The following is a 594-nucleotide window of genomic DNA, read 5'->3' on the forward strand; positions in this document are numbered from 1 at the left end:
AGCGGCCGACGAACTGATGGCTATGATCCAGTACCAAATTAGTGCGTTAAACGGTATGGCTGAGCTTTTTGACATGAAGGTGAGCTATGTGAAGCCCCATGGGGCGCTGTACAATGATATGATGAAAGATGTGATGGTTAGGCGCACCGTCATGCAAAGTATTGCTGAAATAAATAAGCAGTCTTTGAGAGAGCCATTAACGTTAATGGTGCAAGCAACAGCGAAAAATGACGTGATCAGAGAAGAGGCGAAAGAATGGGGACTACCACTTTACTTTGAGGCATTTTCTGACCGACGTTATACAGACGAAGGCTTTTTGCAATCACGTACTATTGAAGGTGCGGTACTAAATGAAGACGAAGCACTGGCCCAGGCTGAACAGCTTATAGAAGCCGGTACTGTTACAACAGCGTCGGGAAATACGTTAAAAGTAGACGCAGACTCCTTATGCGTGCATGGCGACACCCTCGGAGCCGTGAGTATCGCGAAAAGAATCAGGGAATTTCTATAAAATCGCCCCATAAAAGACACATTTACTGAAAATAATAACGGTATCAAGGATAGCAGATGCAAGCTTTCGGACGTATTAAGCAA

At 44.8% G+C, this 594-nt stretch carries 1 protein-coding gene; it reads left to right on the forward strand.

The window, feature by feature from the left end:
* Positions 1 to 511, forward strand: a 511-nt coding sequence (locus KL866_RS06730; RefSeq protein ID WP_214994183.1) for a LamB/YcsF family protein, incomplete at its 5' end; no start/stop codon positions are given.
* Positions 512 to 594: the final 83 nt, after the last annotated feature.

It is taken from the genome of Alteromonas sp. ALT199 (genome assembly GCF_018619335.1).
Classification (GTDB): Bacteria; Pseudomonadota; Gammaproteobacteria; order Enterobacterales; family Alteromonadaceae; genus Alteromonas.